Annotated in this window: 11 protein-coding genes; 6 read left to right on the plus strand and 5 right to left on the minus strand. The window is 64.2% G+C overall.

Annotation, left to right across the window (positions count from 1 at the left end):
- Positions 1-470: 470 nt before the first annotated feature.
- The 3 genes from AX725_RS12560 to AX725_RS12570 all read left to right on the plus strand — a co-directional run bounded on the left by AX725_RS12560 (position 471) and on the right by AX725_RS12570 (position 6,324).
- A complete protein-coding gene (locus AX725_RS12560; RefSeq protein WP_208597956.1) occupies positions 471-3,080 on the plus strand; it encodes a glycoside hydrolase family 2 TIM barrel-domain containing protein in 2,610 nt (869 codons plus the stop codon).
- A gap of 19 nt (positions 3,081-3,099) precedes the next feature.
- Positions 3,100-4,992, plus strand: coding sequence for a sulfatase family protein (locus AX725_RS12565; protein WP_060978700.1), 1,893 nt, complete (start codon positions 3,100-3,102; stop codon positions 4,990-4,992).
- Between the two features lie 66 nt (positions 4,993-5,058).
- The gene (locus AX725_RS12570; RefSeq protein ID WP_167348214.1) at positions 5,059-6,324 is read left to right on the plus strand and encodes an MFS transporter; all 1,266 of its coding nucleotides are present in this window, start codon (positions 5,059-5,061) and stop codon (positions 6,322-6,324) included.
- Between the two features lie 10 nt (positions 6,325-6,334).
- Here the strand turns inward: AX725_RS12570 and manD are convergent, their stop codons facing one another.
- Positions 6,335-7,543, minus strand: a complete 1,209-nt coding sequence (manD, locus tag AX725_RS12575; protein ID WP_066115032.1) for a D-mannonate dehydratase ManD — start codon at positions 7,541-7,543, stop codon at positions 6,335-6,337.
- A gap of 275 nt (positions 7,544-7,818) precedes the next feature.
- Here manD and AX725_RS12580 point away from each other — a divergent pair, with 275 nt between their 5' ends.
- Genes AX725_RS12580 through AX725_RS12590 form a run of 3 tightly spaced genes read left to right on the plus strand, consistent with a single transcriptional unit; the run spans position 7,819 to position 11,424 of the window.
- Complete coding sequence (locus AX725_RS12580) at positions 7,819-8,604, plus strand: FadR/GntR family transcriptional regulator (RefSeq protein ID WP_060978710.1); 786 nt, start codon at positions 7,819-7,821, stop codon at positions 8,602-8,604.
- A 1-nt stretch (position 8,605) separates the two neighbouring features.
- On the plus strand, positions 8,606-10,027 hold the full coding sequence (gene uxaC, locus AX725_RS12585) for a glucuronate isomerase (RefSeq protein ID WP_060978698.1): 1,422 nt from the start codon (positions 8,606-8,608) through the stop codon (positions 10,025-10,027).
- Positions 10,024-11,424, plus strand: coding sequence for a mannitol dehydrogenase family protein (locus tag AX725_RS12590; protein ID WP_060978697.1), 1,401 nt, complete (start codon positions 10,024-10,026; stop codon positions 11,422-11,424). Before uxaC ends, AX725_RS12590 begins: the two co-directional genes overlap by 4 nt.
- Before the next feature lie 74 nt (positions 11,425-11,498).
- Here the strand turns inward: AX725_RS12590 and AX725_RS12595 are convergent, their stop codons facing one another.
- From AX725_RS12595 to AX725_RS12610, 4 genes are all read right to left on the minus strand, one after another.
- A complete protein-coding gene (locus AX725_RS12595) occupies positions 11,499-12,476 on the minus strand; it encodes a creatininase family protein (protein WP_060978696.1) in 978 nt (325 codons plus the stop codon).
- A 62-nt stretch (positions 12,477-12,538) separates the two neighbouring features.
- A complete protein-coding gene (locus AX725_RS12600) occupies positions 12,539-15,316 on the minus strand; it encodes a TonB-dependent receptor domain-containing protein (protein WP_066215490.1) in 2,778 nt (925 codons plus the stop codon).
- A gap of 386 nt (positions 15,317-15,702) precedes the next feature.
- Positions 15,703-17,538, minus strand: coding sequence for a methyl-accepting chemotaxis protein (locus AX725_RS12605; protein ID WP_060978694.1), 1,836 nt, complete (start codon positions 17,536-17,538; stop codon positions 15,703-15,705).
- Between the two features lie 97 nt (positions 17,539-17,635).
- Positions 17,636-20,122, minus strand: a complete 2,487-nt coding sequence (locus AX725_RS12610) for a TonB-dependent receptor domain-containing protein (protein WP_208597955.1) — start codon at positions 20,120-20,122, stop codon at positions 17,636-17,638.
- Positions 20,123-20,319 lie beyond the last annotated feature (197 nt).

Below are 20,319 nucleotides of genomic sequence, written 5' to 3' on the forward strand. Positions count from 1 at the left end.
CGCGGGCTCCACCTCAAGCTGACGCATCACTTCGGCGCCTGGCTGGACGGCGCAACCAGCGGCATGAGGCTGAAATCAGCACAGCCGAGTGGATGTGATCTGACCAATTCGAGGGTCGACGCAGCCTGTCATCTGCAGTCGTATGGCCGCCTTGCCGCATGGAGCAACCATCAACCGATTGCGCAAATCTTCAAATTTTGTCGGCTTACCCAGAATTTCGCGATGCTTGGACGGGTCTATGCCCGAAGCAAGGCGGAAGCGTCGGCGATCGCCTGTGCCTCCGCTTTTCAGGTTGACACCCTCGTGGCGATCGTATTTGGTCTAACCAATAATCAGGGAGTGGTGCAATGACTAGGGAACGCCGCATGGGACCGTGCGCGATGCATCGCTTGGCTGGCGCAGCACTGGCCGTGGCGGCAATGTGCATCTCCGCCCCTTCCCTTGCACAAGACGCAGCCCCGAGTGGCACCGTGCCCCATCCAGTTCGTACGGCTGCGGGCACCACCCGATCGGTGACGCCGCTCAGTGATGGCTGGCGCTTCCAGTTCAGCGAGGCACCGGATGGCGTGACCGGCGCGGACTTCGATGACCGTGAGTGGCAGCCCGTGCGCCTTCCGCACAGCTGGAACCGCATGGGCAATTACACAGCCCAGCGCGCCGAAGACACGGACGTGCGTCAGGGCACGGGCTGGTACAGGCTGCGGCTGGACAAGCTTGTGCCTACCAAGGGCAAGCGCGCGATCCTGCAGTTCGACGGCGTCGGTGCGATCGCGGATCTCTGGGTCAATGGCCAGCATGTCGGCCAGCACAAGGGCGCGTTCTCGCGCTTCCGGTTCGATATCACCGATGTGCTCAAACCGGGTCGGTCGAACATCATCGTCGTGCGCGCGGACAACAGCAAGCCCGAGCAAGGCAGCAGCACCGAGCATGTCATTCCGCTGGGCGGCGACTTTTTCGTCCATGGAGGGCTGTATCGCGGCGTTTCGCTGATCGAGGTCGATGCCGCGTCGGTCGACCTGATGGATCATGGCGGACCCGGCATTTATGTTTCGACGCCTAGCGTCACCGCGGAAAAGGCCGAGGTCGCGGTACTGGCGCGACTGCGCAACTCGGGGACGAAGCCGCGCAAACTGGCAATGGTTACACGCATTGCCGATGCCGATGGCCGCACCGTGGCAAGTGCGACTGCGCCCGTCCGCCTCGCGGCTGGCCAGGCGAGCGAGCTGACCACGCCACTTTCCCTCGCCAACCCCCGTCTCTGGCAGGGCCGCGCCGACCCCTATCTCTATTCCGTGACGGTCGAGCTGCGCGAGGGCAGCAGGGTGATCGACAGCGTGACCGAGCCGCTCGGCGTACGCAGCTTCGCCTGGGATGCAGACCAGGGCTTCATCCTCAACGGCAAGCCGATGCGGCTGCAAGGCGCATCGCGGCATCAGGACTGGCAGGGCAAGGGCTGGGCGCTGAGCCCGGAGGATCATGCCACCGACATGGCGATCATGGCCGAAATGGGCGTCAACACCGTTCGCCACGCGCATTACCAGCACGCGCAGGAATGGAGCGATCTGGCCGACCGCAACGGCATGGTGGTGAAGGCCGAACTGCCCTTCGTCCACCAGTCCGCGTTTGACGAATCGCTGCCCGCGCCCGAACTGGTCGCCAATGCGCGCGCGCAGCTTACCGAACTGATCCGGCAGAATTACAACCATCCTTCGATCATGCTGTGGTCGGTGGGCAACGAGATCGATATCGGCGCGGCGATCATGGCGCTCCAAAAGGGCGGCAAGGGCGCGCCGGCCAAGTCGCGCGACATGCTGGTCGAGCTTAATGCGCTGGCGAAGCGCGAAGACCCGAGCCGCCCGACGCTCTATGCCGATTGCTGCGAGGGCACGCCTTCGCCCCTCGTCCGGCCCGGCGCGCAGGTGCTGAACAACGTAACCGATGTCGTCGGGCTCAACCGCTATTTCGGCTGGTATTATGGTCAGCCCGAGGACCTGTCGCGTGCGCTGACCAACCTGCATGCGCGCTATCCCGGGCGGGCCATGACCGTCACCGAATATGGCGCAGGCGGGGCATTCACCCAGCATACCGACAACCCGCTCGGCGGTCCGGTCAATGCCAATGGCCGCCCCCATCCCGAGGAATTCCAGGCCTGGGTGCATGAGGAGAACTGGAAGGCGCTGCAAAAGGCCCCGTTTCTCTCGGCAAGCTGGATCTGGAACATGTTCGATTTCGCCTCGACGTCGCGCGAGGAAGGCGAGGCCTATGACCTCAACGACAAGGGTCTGGTCAGCCATGACCGCAAGACGCGCAAGGACGCCTTCTACTTCTACAAGGCGCAATGGTCCGATGAGCCGGTGCTGTATCTGACCGGCAGGCGCTATGTCGACCGCGCCTATCCGGTGTTGGACGTACGCGCCTATAGCAATGCGCCGCGCGCCAGCCTGACGGTCAATGGCCAGTCGGTTGGCACGGTGGACTGCCCCGATCGCATCTGCGTCTGGCCCGGAGTGCGGCTGCGCGCCGGCGACAATCAGGTCACCGCCTCGGCCGAGCGGAACGGCAAGGCGCTGACCGACAGCCTCAGCTGGACCGCGCCCGATGCCGCGAAGGGCCTGCATGTGCGGGCCGGGCATCTCACCGGCCTGACGACGTCTGCCGGGCTGCGCTTCGGCTCGGACAATTTCTTCACCGGCGGCAAGGCGTCAGAGTTGCGCATGGCGGGCCGCACCAGGGTCGCGCCGAGCAACGTCACCGGCAGCAGCGATCCCGAGCTTTACGCCTCCTACCGTCAGGGTGCCTTCACGTACGACCTGCCGCTGCCCGACGGCCGCTGGACGGTGACCCTGCACATGTTCGAGCCCGAAGCCGATACTGCCAAGGCCGCTGCGCGCAGCATCACGGTGCTCGCCGATGGCAAGCCGGTGCTGACCGGCTTCAACCCGGCCAAGGCTGCGGGCGGATCGCTCAAGGCGGTAACGCACAGCTTCGATGCGATATCGCGCGGCGGGCTGAAGCTCGATTTCAGCGGTGGCGAGGGTGGCGCGGTGGTCTCGGCCATTTCCGTTAGCCCGGCGCGCTGACGGCCGGGAGGACAGGGCCATGGTTTCGAGACGCGGCCTGATCAAGGCCCTGGCGGCCAGCGGCATGGCGGCGTCGGCGCCAGCGCTCGCGCGCGGCACAGACACGAGCCGCGCGCTGCCCAATATCCTGTGGCTGGTGAGCGAGGATCACAGCCCGTTCCTGGGCTGTTATGGCGATCCGATCGCGCATTCGCCCAATATCGATGCGCTGGCGCGCAAGGGCATTCTCTACACCCGTGCCTATGCCAATGCGCCGGTCTGCGCGCCGTCGCGCTTCGGCATCCTGACTGGCTGTCATCCGGAAAGCAACGCCCCTGCCCAGCACATGCGCGCGATGGCGAACCTGCCGATGGTGATGCGCACCTATCCCGAATATCTGCGCAGCCTCGGCTATTATTGCACCAACAACGACAAGACCGATTACAATTGCGCTGTCGAGCCCGAGCGCATCTGGAACGAGTCGAGCGCGACAGCGCATTGGCGCAGTCGCCCGGAAGGCGCGCCGTTCATGGCGGTGTTCAACCACATGACGACGCATGAATCGCGGCTGTTCGGCCCCAAGCTGGTCGAAGGCCCGGTCTCGCCCGATCAAATCCGCATTCCGCCCTATCTGCCCGACACCCCGGCGATGCGGACCGATTTTGCCAGCTATTACAACCTCATCGCGCGCATGGATGGCGAGATCGGCGCACGGCTGAAGGAGCTTGAAGCCGACGGTCTCGCCGAGGATACAATCGTTTTCTACTATTCCGACCATGGCGGGGTGCTGCCGCGCAGCAAGCGCTATTGTTACGAGGAAGGGCTGCGCGTCGCGCTGATCGCGCATTTCCCACCGAAGTGGCAGCATCTTGCTCCCGTGCCGATGGGCAGCACTGTGGCCGATCCGGTCAGCCTGGTCGATCTTGCGCCCACACTCCTTTCGCTGGCTGGGGCGGCAAAACCGACGCAGATGCATGGGCAGGCGTTTCTGGGCAGCGAGATCGGCAAGCGTTCCGCCTATGCCTTCGGCATGCGCGACCGCATGGACGAGCGCTACGACATGGTGCGCACCGCCTGTGACGGGCGCTATCGCTATATCCGCAACTACATGCCCCACCGCCCCTGGGGCGTCTATTCGTCGTTCGAATGGATCGCGAAGGGCTATCAGTCGTGGGACGAGGCGCGGATCGCCGGAACGCTGACGGCGGAGCAATCGCGCTTTTTCGGGCGCAAGCCGTATGAGGAGCTCTACGACCTTGAGACCGATCCCTATCAGCTGAGCAATCTGGCGGGGCTGGCCGTACATGGCGCGAGGCTGGCGCGTTTTCGCAAGGCGCTCGACGCACATATGCTGCGTATCCGCGACAACGGTTTCATTCCCGAAGGCGAGCCGGGCGAAGGCTATGAGGCGACCCAGAGCGAGGCGAATTACCCGCTGCGCCGGATCATGACCGTGGCTACGAGCGCCGCACGCGGAAAGACGCGCGACGCCAAGCGGCTGGCTGCGCTGTTGCGGCACAGCAATGCGGTGATCCGCTATTGGGCGGCAACCGGATTGGTGGTTCTGGGTGAAGGTGCGATGCCTGCCAAGGCCGCGCTGGCAGACGCAGCGACGCGCGACGCTTCGGCTGCTGTGCGTATCGCGGCCGCCGAAGCGCTTGCGGCTATCGGCGATGCATCGATCGCCCTGCCGGTGATGGAGCAGGCCATCGCATCGAGCAGGCCTATCCCCGAGCGGCTGATGGCGCTGAACGCGCTTGATGCGCTCGACGAGCGCGCGCGCCCGGTGCTGCCCGCGATCAAGGCGATCGTCGATGACGAGAACGATTATGTCATCCGCGCCGCGCGCTATCTGGTCGCCGTGCTCGAAGGCAGTTTCCGCCCTTCCCTGCCGACCGGACGGCCGCGTGCCGCCGGCGCACCGGTCGGCTGACGATGGCCAAGCAACTCCCCTGGGCCGGGCCATGCGCCCGGCCGCGTTTTCCGTGAAGGCAGAACGATGAACACAATTCGGACCGGGCGCTTGCGCTGGTGGATCATCGGACTGGTGACCCTGGGGACGATCCTCAACTATCTCGCGCGCTCGACGCTCTCGGTCGCCGCCCCCACGCTCAAGACCGAATTCGCGATGACGACCGAACAATATAGCTGGGTCGTGCTCGCGTTTCAGGCGAGTTATACGGTGATGCAGACCGTCGCAGGCACCGTGCTCGATGCGCTGGGCACCCGGCTCGGCTTCTTCCTGTTCGCGATCGGCTGGGCGCTGTCCAACATGGCGCACGCCTTTGCCACCGGTTGGGCCAGCCTCGCCTTTTTCCGCACGCTGCTCGGGGCGACCGAGGCGGCGGCGATTCCCGCCGGCGCGAAAACGGTCGCCACCTGGTTTCCGCCGCGCGAGCGATCGCTGGCCACCAGCCTGTTCCAGATGGGTACCAGTGTCGGCAACATGATCGCGCCACCGCTGGTCGCCTTCTGCATTCTTGCGTGGAACTGGGAGGCAGCGTTCGTGGTCACCGGCGTGCTCAGCCTGGTCTGGGCGGGGCTCTGGTGGTTCGGCTATCGCGATCCGGCCGAGCATCCACGGCTGTCGGAAGGCGAGAAAGCGCTGATCGAGGCGGGGCGCGCCGAGGATGTCATATCCAAGCCCGCGACCAAGCGCGACGTACTGCGCAGCCGTTCGTTCTGGGCGATCGCGACGCCCCGCTTTCTTTCGGAACCGGCGTGGCAGACGTTCAACTTCTTCATCCCGCTCTATCTGGTCTCGGCCTGGAATCTCGACCTCAAGGCGATCGCGCTCTGGGCCTGGCTGCCGTTCCTCGCGGCGGATTTCGGCAGTCTTGCCGCAGGCGTGCTACCCGGCTGGCTGATGAAGCGTGGCACGGGGCTGATCGCCAGCCGCAAGATCACGATGACGATCGGCGCGCTCTGCATGGTGGGCCCGGCCTGCATCGGCCTCGCAACCTCACCCGGCATGGCGATCGCACTGTTCTGCATCGGCGGCTTTGCGCATCAAATGCTCAATGGCGCGCTGATCACCCTGTGCGCCGATGTGTTCGACAGGAAGACCGTGGGCACCGCGAGCGGAATGGCCGGGACGTCGGCCTGGATCGGCGGGATGCTGTTCACGCTGTTGATCGGGCAGAGTGCGGATACGTTCGGTTACGATCCGCTGTTCGCCGCGCTGGCCGGGCTCGATCTGATCGCGGCAGTGGTGCTCTGGGCGCTGCTGAAGCACTCCGGTCGGAAAGTGCCTTCAGCAGCGTGAGCGCTAGCTCTCACCAGTTCCACATCGTCCCGTCCTCGAGCCGCGCGACGGGCAGATAGGCGGGCTTGTAGGGATATTTCGCCGCCAGCGCCTCGTCGATATCGACGCCATGGCCGGGGGCCTCGCCGCAATACATCATTCCCGCCTCGAACCGGTAGTCGTGCGGGAAAACCGCGTCGGTCGCTTCGGTATGGCGCATATATTCCTGGATGCCGAAATTGGGCACCCAGCTGTCGAAATGCAGCGCGCAGCCCATGGTGACCGGCGACAGGTCGGTCGCCCCGTGGCAACCGGTGCGGACCTGATAAAGGCTCGCGAGATCGGCGATGCGGCGCAGATGCGTCAGGCCGCCCGCGCCGACGACGGTCGCGCGGATATAGTCGATCAGCTGGTTCTGGATCAGGTCCTTGCAGTCCCAGATGGTGTTGAAAATCTCGCCCACCGCCAGCGGCGTGACGGTGTGCTGGCGCACCAGCCTGAACGCCTCCTGGTTTTCCGCAGGCGTGCAATCTTCCAGCCAGAACAGCTGATAGGGCTCGAGCATCTTGCCCAGGTTCGCGGCCTCCTGCGGGGTATAGCGATGGTGGCCGTCGTGCAGCAGATGATGGTCGAAACCATAGGTCTTGCGCAATTCCTCGAACAGCTTGGGCACATAGTTCAGCGCCCTGCGCGTGTCCCAGCCGGTGACCGAGGGCAGACTGGCGTCCGCCGGTTCGTAATAGAGCTTGCCGCGTCCGACCCCATAGGCGTCCTTGATGCCGGGCACGCCGGTCTGTGCGCGGATCGCCTTGTAGCCCATGTCGATATAATGGCCGACCGCGTCGACCGTTTCGGCAATGTCGCTGCCATTGGCATGGCCATAGACCAGCACGCCGTCGCGGCTGCGTCCGCCCAGCATCTGGTAAAGCGGCATGCCCGCCATCTTCGCCTTGATGTCCCACAACGCCATGTCGACCGCCGCGATCGCGCGCATCGTCACCGGGCCGCGCCGCCAATAGGCGCCGCGATAGAGATATTGCCAGATATCTTCTATCCGCTGCGGGTCCATGCCGATCAGACAGGGGATGACATGGTCTTCCAGATAGGAGACGACCGATAGCTCGCGTCCGTTCAGCGTCGCATCGCCGATGCCGTACACGCCCTGATCGGTCTCGATCTTCAACGTCACGAAATTGCGCCCGGGACACGTCACGATCACCTTGGCCGATTGTATCTTCATGAGATACGCCTCTCCCTTTCTGGATGTCATCTGCCGTCATTGGTAACGCACGGCACACCAAATGCAACATAATTGGTCATACCTATTTTTGTTAATCTGTTAGAAAATCCTCAGCCACCGTTGTCTCTCGGCTTCGACCAGAGCCGAAGCCGGACGCTGCGGCGCAAACTCCAAGCCGCGCTTTAGGCCTTGTCGTTTTATTGGCGGCTGTGGCATGGGTTGTTCGCGGCCGATTGTTCCCAATTGGTCAGGCCTTTGATCAGGAGCTGCTGCGCATGGCGCGACCCAGAAAGAACGCCCCCACCATCGAGGCGGCGCCGCCGCCCGAGCGGCTCTACCAGAAGCTGGCCAAGGATCTCTTTTCCGACCTGGTCGCGGGCCGCTATGCCGTGGGCGACCGCCTGCCCGCCGAGCGCGAGCTTTCGGTCCAGTACAATGTCTCGCGTCCCGCAGTTCGGGAAGCGATGATCGCACTCGAAGTCCAGGGGCTGATCGAAGTGCGCATCGGCTCAGGCGCCTATGTGCGCAAGCTGCCGGGCGAAACCGACGCACCGGGCTTCACCGTGACCGCCTTCGAGCTGATGGAGGCACGGCTGCTGATCGAGGGCGAAGCGGCGGCGCTTGCCGCGGTGCACATCCGTGAAGATGAACTGGACGAGCTCGAACGCCTGGTCGCCGAGATCGAGCGCGAGAACCTGATGCCCGGCGGCAGCACCCATGCCGACCAGGCCTTTCACATGCTGATCGCCACCGCGACGCGCAATGCGGTGATCCGCAACCAGATCGAGGAAATGTGGCGGTTGCGTTCGACCTCCCCCAATTGCGCGCTGCTGCTCGAAAAGGCACGCACCGCCAATGTCCAGCCGGTGGTCGAAGAGCACAAGGCCGTGCTCGATGCATTGCGCGCGCGCGATCCTGCAGCGGCGCGGGCGGCAATGCGCGGCCATATGTCCGCCGTTATCAATCACCTGCTGTTCGCGACCGAGGAAGAGGCTATTGAAGCCGCGCGGCGCAATGTCGCCTCTACCCGCGAACGCTATGCAAGGGCAGCGCAACTCTGACATGACCACAAGACCGTTACAGCTTCACCCCGACCGCCTCTTTCCCGTCGATCCCGATGTCCGCAGCATCACCCGGCGGCTTTACGAAAGCGTGCGCGATCTGCCGATCATCAGCCCGCACGGCCATACCGACCCGGCCTGGTTCGCCAGCGATGCGCCGTTCGAGAACGCGACCGCGCTTCTGCTGCAGCCGGACCATTATGTCTTCCGCATGCTTTACAGCCAGGGGATCGCTTTGGAGTCTCTTGGGCTGACACCGGTGTCTAAACCCGATGCCCCTGCTGTCGATCCGCGCGAGGCCTGGCGCATCCTGGCAAGCCACTATCACCTGTTCCGTGGCACGCCGTCGCGCATGTGGCTCGACTGGGTGTTTGCCGAAGCCTTCGGCCTCGATGTCCAGCTCGACGCCGGAACGGCCGATCACTATTACGACCATATCACCGAGCAGCTCGCGACGCCGGCCTTCCGTCCGCGCGCGCTGTTCGAGCGGTACCGGATCGAGGTGATCACGACGACCGAATCGCCGATCGACACGCTCGAGCATCACCAGGCCATCGCAGCGAGCGGCTGGCAGGGCCGAGTGCTCACTGCCTATCGCCCCGACCCGGTGATCGATCCCGAATTCGAGGGTTTTCTGGACAATCTGGCACGGTTCGGCGAACTGACCGGCGAGGATGTGTTCAGCTGGTCGGGCTATCTCGCCGCGCACCGCAAGCGCCGCACATTCTTCGCGCAGCACGGCGCGACCTCGACAGACCACGGCCACCCGACCGCGCAGACGGCAGACCTGCCGCGCGACGAAGCCAAGGCGCTGTTCGCCCGCGTGATTCGCCCCGATGTCACCCCCGGCGAGGCCGAGCTGTTCCGCGCGCAGATGCTCACCGAAATGGCGACGATGAGCGCCGAGGACGGCCTCGTGATGCAGATCCATCCCGGCGCCTTCCGTAACCACAATCCGGCGGTGTTCGCGCGCTTCGGGCGCGACAAGGGCGCCGACATGCCCAGCCGCACCGATTATGTGAATGCGCTGCGACCGCTGCTGGCGCGGCACGGCAACAATCCGGACCTGACGATCATTCTCTTCACGCTCGACGAATCGGTCTATGCGCGCGAGCTGGCACCGCTGGCAGGCCATTATCCGGCGCTCAAGCTCGGCCCGGCCTGGTGGTTCCACGACAGCCCCGAGGGCATGCGCCGTTTCCGCCATGCGATGACCGAGACCGCCGGCTTCTACAATACCGTCGGTTTCAACGACGATACCCGCGCGTTCCTCTCGATCCCGGCGCGGCACGATGTCGCGCGGCGGATCGATTGCGGCTTCTTGGCGCAGCTGGTCGCGGAGCACCGCATCGAGGAATGGGAGGCGGCGGAGCTGGCCCAGGAGCTCAGCTACAATCTCGCCAAAAAGGCCTACAAGCTGTGAGGCTGGGCCGCGAAACCGCAGCGCAGCTGGCCGCGAGTGTCGCGCGCCCCGGCTTTGACCCGGCGGCGCAGGCCTGCGGCATCGTCCATTTCGGCATCGGCGCGTTCCACCGCGCGCATCAGGCGGCCTATACCGATGCGGCGATGGCGGCAGGCGATCGCGACTGGCGCATCATCGGCGTGTCGCTGCGCTCGGGCGATGTGGCAGCGCAGCTCAACCCGCAGGACGGGCTTTACACGCTGGTCGAGCGGTCATCCGATGCGGTGGCGATGCGGCTGATCGGCTCGGTCGCCCGGGTCATCGTTGCGCCCAAAGCGCCGGATGACGTCATCGCCGCGATTGCGAGCCCGGACACGCACATCGTCAGCTTTACCGTGACCGAGAAAGGCTATGTCCGCCGTGCCGACGGGTCGCTCGATACCGACAATTCCGCTTTGGCATCCGATCTGTCCGGCAGCGTTCCGCGCACGATCTACGGCTTTATCGCGGCCGGGCTCGCCATGCGCAAGGCGGCTGGGCTGCCCGGTCTGACATTGCTTAGCTGCGATAATCTCGCCGATAATGGTCGTCAGCTCAGGCTGTTGATGCGCGCCTTTCTCGAGGCGACCAACCCAGTGCTGGCCGACTGGTTCGACACGCATTGCCGCTGCCCCGCAACGATGATCGACCGGATCGTCCCCGCGATGACGGTGGAGGACCGGGCCTGGGTCGCCGATCAGATCGGTCTCGAGGACGACGGCGCGATCATCACCGAGCCGTTCACCCAATGGGTAATCGAGGACGATTTCGCCGGCCCGCGCCCGCGCTGGGAGGCGGTCGGTGCGCAGCTGGTTGCAGACGTGCGGCCCTACGAGGCGGCCAAGCTCAGAATGCTCAACGGCGCGCATTCGGCGCTCGCCTATCTGGGGCTCGATGCGGGGCATGAATTCGTCCACCAGGCCGTCGCCGATCCGGAGATCCGCCCGGTGATCGAGACGATCATGCGCGAAGAAGCAGCTGCAACGCTCGATCCGGCGAGCGGCATCGATACCGTCGTCTATGCAGGCAGCCTGCTCGAGCGTTTCGCCAATAGCGCATTGCAGCACCGGTTGATGCAGATCGCGATGGACGGCTCGCAAAAGATTCCACAGCGCTGGCTCGAGCCGCTGGCGGTCAACCAGGCGGCGGGACGTTCGTGCCCGGCCACGCTTCAGGCTCTAGCGGCCTGGGTTCGCCATGTCCGGGGCGATGTCCGTTCCGTGGACGATCCGCAGGCCCAGGCGCTAGCGCAACTTTGGCAGGCGCATGGTGCAAACGGCATAATCGAGGCACTGTTCGGATCACAGGGCCTGTTTGCGTCCACCTGGGTCGCCAGCGAGGCCGATCAGGTGCAAATCAAGGCTGCGCTTTTCCCCTGAAAAAAGAAATGCCGGACCGGCACCTTCCCCTCGGCACCGATCCGGGACCAGGCCCCCCGGCCTTTCGTCAAACCTCAGGGCGTACGCGCGCCCGGCAGCAGGTTGCCATATTTCTTCTCGAGTTCGCGGGTGAATTCGTCGCGCTTCCGCAACGCGCCCAGCATGCCCAGCGCGTCGAAAGACGCCACCTGCGCTTCGATCATCGCCGCGCCTTCCCTGCCCCACTCGGCGCGCTGCGCCTCGGTGATCGGCTCGACAAAGCCGCCATGTTCGGCAGGATCGGCATAGAAGCTGCCTGCGGGCGTGCCGTTATACGGCGGCACGAAGCGTGACAGGTTGCTCGGATCGCGGATGATCTCGTGTTTCGGCTGGCTGAGGCCGACCGGAATATCGTTCAGTCGCCCCACCAACTGATAGGCGCCGAAGATCGTGAGATTGCGGCCATTGGGCGGGCCACCGCCAAAGCCGGGGCGCGCCTCGCCCGGCTCGACCTTGCGCACCATGCCGGTGTCCATCCACAGCACCGGAACGTGCATCTCGTCGAACGTTTCGCGCACCAGCGGCAGCAGGGTCGCGGGCGATGGACCGTGCGATGTCAGGAAGACGATGCGACGGAAGCCCTGGCGGATCAACGAGCGGGTCAGGACCTTGAGATAGGCAAGACCTTCCGAAGGGCTGACCTGGACCGTCGCCGGGCTGGTGGTGGTACCGCCCGGATAGAAATAGGCAAGATAGGGCATCACCAGCCCGTCCGATTTCTCGGCGAGCTTGATCGCATAGGCGAGCGGGATGACATATTCGACATCGGTCGGCGCGCCACCGTTCACCTCGGTCGGACCGACGGGTACATAGAGCACGTCGTTGCGCTTGAGATATTCGCTGACCTCATAGCCGGTGAGCGAGGTCAGCAGCCGGGTGCGCATCTGGGGAATGGCGGGAGCCGCCGCACCAGCGACAGGGGCATCGGCGGCATGGGCACTGGGCACCAGGGTTGCGAGGGCCAGACCGATGGCGGTTGCAGCGCGGATCGACCGCGATGTGCAATGGAACATGAGAAGACACATCCAAAAAAATGGGCGGAGGCATGACAGCCTCCGCCCGCCCAGGGGGGAAATCAGAACTCAAAGCGGACGCCCACGCGATAGGAAAGGCCGAGCAGGTCGTACCAGGCGTTGTTGTTGATCGCGGGCAGCGGCGGCGCCTTGTTGAACAGGTTGTTGACGACGAAATAGAGCTGCTGCTTGGTGCCTTCTTTGCCAAAATTATAGCTCGCACCGATGTTCACATACCCCACGGCCGGAATGATGTTATTGCTGATGCTGTTGACCAGCGCCGGGCTATAGGCGGGATCGTCGGGGCCAACCTGTGCATTGTTCTGGCGGCTGCGGCTGATCCAGCGATACTGGACATTCGCCTCGAACCGGCTGTCGCGATAGCCCAGATTGGCATTGACCGCCCAATCGGGCAGGCCAGGGCTGCCGCCGAACAGCGCACCGGTCTGGCCCGCGCGGTTGACGCCATTGGGGAAGAGCGGCGAGATATCGAAGCTCGACCGATATTCGATGACATGCGTCGCCTGGGCCGAAAGGACCAGACGTCCCGGCAAGCTCGCGGCAAAGTCGCTGAGCGGCTGGATGTAGGACAGACCGAAATCGAGCCCCTTGGTGCGGAACTGCGCAAAATTGGCATTCTGTGCGACGACCGACTGGACCGCCCCGGTAGTGATGTTGTTGTTGGCGAAGGTGATCAGCTGGCAGAACGGATTGGCCGGATCGCCGACGCCGGTGCCGAGGCAGTTGGTCAGCACCGATGCCGCCGCATTCGCGCCGATCGCCTCACGGATCTTGATCTGGTAGTAATCGACCGAGAATTGCAGGCGGCTGAGGAAACGCGGATTGAATACCGCGCCCAGCGTCGTGGTCCGCGCGATTTCGGGCTTCAAGTTGACATTGCCGCCGGTAACCACGTCGTACTGATATTGCGGCTGGCCGGCAAAGGCCGGGCGCAAATCGGCATAAAGCGGCCGCGGCACGGTCTGCACCGCCGCCGTGAACAGCTCTGGCAGGCTGGGCGCACGGATATCGCGCGACAGCGTGCCGCGCAGCAGGATGTCGGGGATCGGCTTCCAGGTCAGCCCCGCCTTCCAGGTCGTGACCGAGCCCGATGTGCTGTAATCGGTCAGGCGGACCGCACCGTTGAGGTCGAGCGCGCCGGTGAACCAGTCTTCGCTCAGCAGCGGCACGATCGCCTCCAGATAGGCTTCCTTGACCGACTGATCGGCCTTGGGGAAATTCCGCGGAGCGCGGGCCATGAACCCGCCGGCCTGGCTGATCGGATCGACCCGGGTGAGGAAGCTCTCCTCGCGATATTCGACGCCCGCGCCCAGCGAGACCGGGCCAGCCCAGATCGAAAAGGCCTCGCCATTGACGTTCGCCGCCGCCTCGAACAGCGTGGTGATGGCGACCGCGTCCGACGTGCCGAACGCATAGGCATAGGCCTCAGGCGAATAGCTGGCCCGGCCCAGAACGTTGATCGGCTGGCAGCCAGCCGCGCGAGCAGCCGCATTGGCGCAGACGATCTGACCGTTCAGGCTGATCGCGTTGACGGCATTGAGGAAATTGGCGGTGATTGCGGTGTTGGACTGGATCTGCTCGCTGCGGTTGCGGCCATAGGCCAGCGTCGCATCCCAGCGCCAGCTCGATCCGATGGTGCCCTTGAGGCCGCCGGCAAAGCTGTACAGCCGCCCTTGGTTCTTGATGCGCGGCGGGCCGAAATCGTTGCCGAGATAGCCGATGGTCAACGACCCGTTGGCCGGGATCAACGCCAGCTGCGCCGGCGTCAGCGCCGCCTGCAGATAGGGATTGTTGCGACTGAGCGAGAGGAAACCGGTGGTTCCGCCCGTGGCCGCGCGGATCTGGGCGCTGATGTTCTCGGCCTCGGTCTCGGCATAGATGCCGCGCACCCAGGCGGTGACATTGTCGCTGAAATCGAATTCCAGATTGCCCACCAGATTGTAGCGCTGCGTCGCTGCGCGCAGCACCTGATAGGGCAGAACGTTGGTGCCGCCGACCATGTTGGTGCCGATCTGGCCCTGATAGAGCCCGGCATTGAACAGGGCGGTCGTCGGCTGGCCATTGGGGCCGATCACGAACTGCAGGTTGCGCAAGCCCGCAGGATTGCCCGCGGCGGTCGGCGTGATCAGGCCGCCGGGGGTCAGCGTGCCGAACAGCACGTTGTCGGTGACAAGATTGGCTGGCAGTCCCGCCGCCCGGCCCGCGCCGAATGTGACCGTGCTGACATTGCGCAGGCCCCAGGGCCGTCTGTCGTTGAACAGCGCGGTGCCGTCGTTGATGCTGACCTCGCCGCCCAGAATGAAACGACCGCGACCATCGGCGAACTTCGTCCCGAACGCGGCCGAGACGAAAAAGTCTTCCGCATCGCTGTATCTGGTCTGTCCACCCTGGATATTGAACTTGAAGCCTTCAAGCCCGGTATTCAGCTTGAGATTGACCACGCCCGCGACAGCGTCCGAACCATAGGCAGCCGATGCGCCGCCGCTGACGACATCGATGCTGCCGATGAGAGCGGTAGGAATGACGTTGAGATCGGTCGCACCTGCCACCGTCGATCCCGGCTGGTTCACCGGGGGCAAGCGCATGCGATCGAGCAGCACCAGCGTGCGCACCGGCGTCAGGCCGCGAAGATCGATATTGTTGCCGCCGGGATTGCCGATACCGCCGCTTTCGGGCGATTGGGTACGACGAAAGCTGGGAATTTCGTTGATGACGTCAGCCACGTTCACGGCAGCGCGATTTTCCAGCGTGGCAGCGGTGACCACGACCGTCGGCGTCGGGGCAGTGAAGCCGGCGCGATCGATGCGCGACCCGGTCACGACGATTGCCTGGACCTCGCCAGAATCTTCCTGGTCCGCTGTTTGGGTTTGATCGGCAGGCTGTTCCGCCGTCTGGGCTACAGCCGGTATGGCCAATCCTTGCGCGCCAACGCTAGCCAGCAGCCATAATGCCTTGCGCATCACTCTCTCCCCGATATGCTTATTGGTCATGCCACTTTGCACATTTGGCTATGCCATACAAATTTATAAGTCCTATCGAAAAGCATTGATGCAGCTTATCGGTTCATGACAAACGAGCGGTTCAGGGGCTGAGGCCACGGGTCTGACACGCTCCGGGCGCGGCACGTGAAGCACAAAAAAAGGGGCCGGACTTCTGCAAGCCCGGCCCCTCCTCCCGTTTTTTTCTAGCGCCTTTCAGACGTTCGTCAGAACTCGCTCCAGTCGTCGTCATCGACCGCAGGGCTGAGCGCGAGATTGCCACTCGTGCGCGGAACCGGGCGCGGCTTGGCGACCGGGCGGCTGAAGCCACCCGAGCTTGCCGGCGCCGCCGCGCGGCCGTGCGAGGTCTTCAGGCGGAAGCGGCCGACCAACGAGGCGAGCTCGTCAGCTTCCGATGCCAGCGTACGTGCAGCAGCGGTGGTTTCCTCCACCATTGCGGCGTTCTGCTGGGTCATCTTGTCCATGTCGCCGACCGAGGTGTTGACGCTGCGCAGGTTCGACGACTGGGTTTCGGCCCCGTCGGCGATTTCTGCGACCATGCGGCTCACATCGCCGATGCGGCCCATGATGCGGTCGAACATCTTGCCGGTCTCCGCGACCAGGCTGACGCCTTCCTGTACCTGCTCGCTCGACGCGGTGATCAGCGCCTTGATGTCCTTGGCGGCATCGGCGGAGCGCTGGGCGAGGCTGCGAACCTCGTTGGCGACGACCGCAAAGCCCTTGCCCGATTCACCCGCGCGCGCAGCCTCGACCCCGGCATTGAGCGCCAGCAGATTGGTCTGGAAAGCAATGCTGTCGATGACGTTGATGATCTGGCCGATCTCTTGCGAGCTGCGCTCGATCGCATCCATCGCGCTGACCGCCTTGTCGACGACCTGCCCGCCTTCATTGGCATCCTTGTGCACGGTGTCGATTTCGATCCGTGCCGTCTTGGCGCTGCTGGCGGACTCGCTGACCATGCCGGTCACCTTGTCCATCGCGCTGGCCGCACCTTCGAGGCTGGCCGCCTGCTGTTCGGTGCGCTGCGACAGATCCTCGGACGCCGCACGGATTTCGCCGGCGCCGTTGTGGACGCTCTGCGCCGAGCTGGCGACGCTCGACAGGCTGGTTTCCAGCCCCTCGACCGTGCGGTTGAAGGTCATGCGCAGGCCGTCGTAATTGGCAGCAAAAGGCTCGGTGATCTGATAGGTCATGTCGCCCGATGCGAGCGCCTCCAGCCCCTTGCCGAGCGCGGTCACGACATTGGCCTGATCCTGGTCAGCGCGCGCCTTGGCGACAGCGGCATCGCGGAACACGACCACGGCACGGGCCATGTCACCCAGCTCGTCCGCGCGGTTCACGTCGACGTTGATCTCGTTCTTGCCCGCAGCCAGGCTCGCCATGGCGTCGGTCAGGCGGGTGATCGGCAGAGCGATGGCGCGGCTCAGCGCAACGGCAAGACCGATCGCGATACCGATCAGCGCGATGCCGCCCAGCACCAGCGCGACAATGGCCGAGGTCAGCGCCGAATCCTGCCGCGCGGAGTTCCGCTCGATCGAAGCCAGTTCGGCGTCGCGAATGTCGCGCAGCGGCAGCACCGCCTTGCTCACCAGCACAGCCTTGCCGGCATTGCGCACCGCTTCGACCGCAGCCTCGCCGCGGCCCTGCTGGGTCCACTTGATGAGCTTGTCGCCCCAGTTCTTGCGCCAGGCGAGCGTTTCGTTGCGCGCCTCTTCCAGCAGCTTCAGATGCGCCGGGTTGACGATCAGCGTTTCCAGTTCCTTGGCGGCGGCGTCATATTCGTCGCGGCCCTCGTAATAGGATTTCAGATAGCTCTCGTCGCCCGTCACCAGAAAGCCGCGAAACTGGCTGTTCTGGCGGAGCAGCGAGGTCTCAAGCACCTGGACCTTGCCGTAGATGAGCTGCGAATGATTGTTCTGCTCCGTCGATGACTGGATCATCCACAGATTGACGGCGAAGACGATCATCATCAGCGCAGCCGAGCTGCAGATCATCAGGAAGGACAGGCTGAGCTTCCGTGGAATGTTCAGTTTGTTCAGCATGATCAAGCCTTTGTGGTCCAGGTGGTATGGGCGCCCGCCCCGGGGCGCCGGAACAGCCGGAATGCGGCTGGTGCGATGTCCCGAGGCAGGCCGCGCATCAGAAGAAGAACCTTGCAGATGCCGACACGGTGCGGCCGTACATGGTGCGTCCCATCACGACCCCCGCTGCCGGAATGGCGCCTTCGGACACGCCGGTAATCGCGCGCTCGTTCAGCAGGTTGCTGGCGTTCACGCTGAATTCCAGCCGCTCCATCGGACGGAACTGGGCAAACGCGCCCACGGTGGTGAAGGCAGGCAGACGGAGCAGGTTGACGTCCTGCGCGAAGCTGCCGGTCTGTCCGATCACGTTGAATCCGACCGAGAACATGTCGCTGTCGAATTGCGGACGGATTCCGTAGAGCAGCTTGGGCTGACCGCGCGGGATGTTGCCGACCAGCGCCGGGTTTTCTGCCGCATCGATCTCCGCCTCGGTATAGGTGGCGTGCGCCGTCACGCTGAACGGACCGCGGCGGATGCCGCCCTCGAACTCCAGACCATAGGCCTTGTACGAACGGGCGACCGTGGCGAGTTCCGCCAGACCGGTAGTTGCATTCGTGCGCAGCTGCGAGTTGGTCTCGTCGGTCAGCGCATAGAAGCCGGTCAGGTTGAGGAAGATGCCGTCCTTGCGATATTTCAGGCCCAGTTCTGCCTGGCGCAGCACGTCATGTCCTGCGACGCTGTTGACGAGCGCGCCCGTCACGGTGCTGACCGCCGGCGTGAACAGGATCTTGTCCGCCCCTGCGCGACCGCCGCGGCTGTAGCGCGCGAAGATCGAGAACGGCTCGGACACGCGATAGTTGGTGCTCAGCGAGTACGAGACATAATCGTGGTTGTAGTTGACCGGGAAGGTCACGTTATTGGGAATGAACGCAACGCGGCTTTCCGGCACGGAAATCACGCCATTGCCGTTCATGTCGAACGGACGCGTTCCGGCATCGTTGATGATGTTGCCGCGAACGCGGACATTGTCCCAGCGGATCGAACCGCCGATGGCAATCTTGCCCTTGGCGAAGTTGAACGATCCGAACGGTGCGGTCACCTGATAGTTGAGATCGGTGTTCTTCGAATTGCCGGCGCCGCCTGCGCTGCCATAGACCAGGATGCCGCCGTCAGTGACGGGGATGCCGGTAGCGGTGCGCAGGTTGACCGCGACCGACCGACCGCCGCCAACGATGTCCTGCAGGAAGGTGGTGAAGCCGATTTCCGAGACATATTCCTGGCTCGAACGGTACAGGCCCGCCGTCGTGGTCAGATCACCGCCGCCGACATTCCATACCCGGCTGACGCGCAGGTCATTGGTCATGTTGCTGACATCGGGAACATCGGAGTCGACAATGAACGAGACGTTGAGCAGGCCGTTACCCGACGGGTCGAAGGGCTGGCCGGCGCGCGGACCCGCCGCATAGCTGGCGGTCGCACCCGGGCCGGCGAAACGGGTGGCAAATGCTGCCGCCGGCGCTGCTGCCGAGGGAAACAGGATCAGGCTGCGCAACGACTGGTCGGCATAGCGGAACCGGTTGGTGACCGACCATTCGCCCAGGCTGAACTGCGCGTCGAAGCCCAGCGACTTGGACTTGGAGTGCGTACCTTCTGCCAGGGTCTGGCGCGTCGGCGTGCCCGAGGTGCCCAGACGCAGCGAGTTGGGCAGCAACGGCGAGACCAGCGAGTCGGTGCGGGTGTCGAGACCGGGGACGTCCGAATAGGACGGATCGGCATTGGTGCCGGTAACGCGCAGCGGCGTGTTGATGAAGCTGGGCGCCCGATCATCGAGCAGCTTGGCATAAACGCGGATATAGCCGCCATCGAACTGCTTGGTGACGTTGAACTTGACCTGTCCGCCGCGCATCGAGTTCATGCCGGTTTCGCGCGGACCTTCGCCTTCGCGGTAGAAACCGCCAACATGGAAGCGCCAGCCATCGCCGAGACGCGCGCCATAATCGAAATCGGTGCGATAGCTTTCGAAATCGATGCCGACCGTGCCCATCACCGATCCGCCTTCGACTTCGCCGGTCTTGGAGATCAGGTTGATCACGCCGCCCGGCGCATTCGAGGCGAAGGTCGATGCCGATCCGCCACGGATCGATTCCACCTGCGCGACATTGAGGTCGGCGCGGATGAAGATGTCCGGCGTGAGGGTGAGCAGGTCACCGAATTCGAGCACCGGCAGGCCGTCTTCCTGCAGCTGGATGTATTTTGCGCCGTCGTTGACCAGCGGCAGACCGCGCACGGTGTAGCTGTTGCCGCCCTCACCCGTCGCGGCGTTGACGCGGATGCCGGGAATGTTGCGGAACAGTTCGGCCAGCGATCGCGGCGCGATGGAGATGATGTCGTTTTCCTTGATTGCGCTGGTCGAGGTCGCGCTGTTCAGACGGTCACGGCCGCGTGCCACGCCAGTGGTGACCATATCGCCTTCATCGACGGTACGGCTCGCCTCCCAAGCCGTCATCGGCTTGTCTTCCTGCGCCAAGGCCGGCGTGGCCATGGCGACCATCGCGATGGCCACGGCGGCCGTGCAAGTCGAACCGTGATATTTGAAGAAATTCATGAATTGCCCCTGCTGTAAAACACTTTCCCAACCGGCCTATTTGATTCCAATTAAAGCGTGGTTAACGCCGATTGACCAAGTTGCCGGGAAATGACGCCTGACGCGAAACGCCCGAAAATCAGGGGTTTCCGCAAGGCCCTTGCGCGCCTGACACAGTGCGGCGCCCGCGACGCTGAACAGCCCCGCGAGCGCCGCAA

The sequence above is a fragment of the Blastomonas sp. CCH9-A1 genome (genome assembly GCF_001557175.1).
In the GTDB taxonomy this organism is placed as follows: Bacteria; Pseudomonadota; Alphaproteobacteria; order Sphingomonadales; family Sphingomonadaceae; genus Blastomonas; species Blastomonas delafieldii_A.

Coding starts and splice junctions, on each gene's coding strand:
- AX725_RS12605 (WP_060978694.1), bottom strand. CDS start 17,538: ATGCTGAACAAACTGAACATTCCACGGAAGCTCAGCCTGTCCTTCCTG.
- manD (WP_066115032.1), bottom strand. CDS start 7,543: ATGAAGATACAATCGGCCAAGGTGATCGTGACGTGTCCCGGGCGCAAT.
- AX725_RS12610 (WP_208597955.1), bottom strand. CDS start 20,122: ATGAATTTCTTCAAATATCACGGTTCGACTTGCACGGCCGCCGTGGCC.
- AX725_RS12565 (WP_060978700.1), top strand. CDS start 3,100: ATGGTTTCGAGACGCGGCCTGATCAAGGCCCTGGCGGCCAGCGGCATG.
- uxaC (WP_060978698.1), top strand. CDS start 8,606: ATGACCACAAGACCGTTACAGCTTCACCCCGACCGCCTCTTTCCCGTC.
- AX725_RS12570 (WP_167348214.1), top strand. CDS start 5,059: ATGAACACAATTCGGACCGGGCGCTTGCGCTGGTGGATCATCGGACTG.
- AX725_RS12595 (WP_060978696.1), bottom strand. CDS start 12,476: ATGTTCCATTGCACATCGCGGTCGATCCGCGCTGCAACCGCCATCGGT.
- AX725_RS12580 (WP_060978710.1), top strand. CDS start 7,819: ATGGCGCGACCCAGAAAGAACGCCCCCACCATCGAGGCGGCGCCGCCG.